1 pseudogene is annotated in these 233 nt (G+C 69.1%); it reads right to left on the bottom strand.

What is annotated here, in order from left to right:
- Positions 1–216, bottom strand: a pseudogene (locus SB816_RS35240) (glucose-6-phosphate isomerase); the annotation flags it as partial.
- Positions 217–233: the final 17 nt, after the last annotated feature.

Raw genomic sequence — 233 nt, 5'->3', positions numbered from 1 at the left:
CATGAAGCCGACATAGCGCGCCGGGCGCTTGAAATACAGCCAGACGCCGACCGCGATGGCGAGCACCGGGAACGCGAGCGTCAGCACCTTGCCCTGGTGCACGGCGATCAGCGCGGCGGTAAACGTCCACAGCCCGGCCTGCCCGACCCAGTGCTTGCGCTCGGGCAGCCAGCTGCGCTTGCGCGACGGTTCGCGTTCGGCGGCGATCGTGCTCATCGATCCGCTCTCACCGC

It is taken from the genome of Achromobacter sp. SIMBA_011, assembly GCF_046535435.1.
Classification (GTDB): domain Bacteria; phylum Pseudomonadota; class Gammaproteobacteria; order Burkholderiales; family Burkholderiaceae_B; genus Achromobacter; species Achromobacter dolens.
The sequence above is the reverse complement of the archived record's forward strand: the minus strand, read 5'-3'. Positions and strand labels throughout refer to the sequence as shown.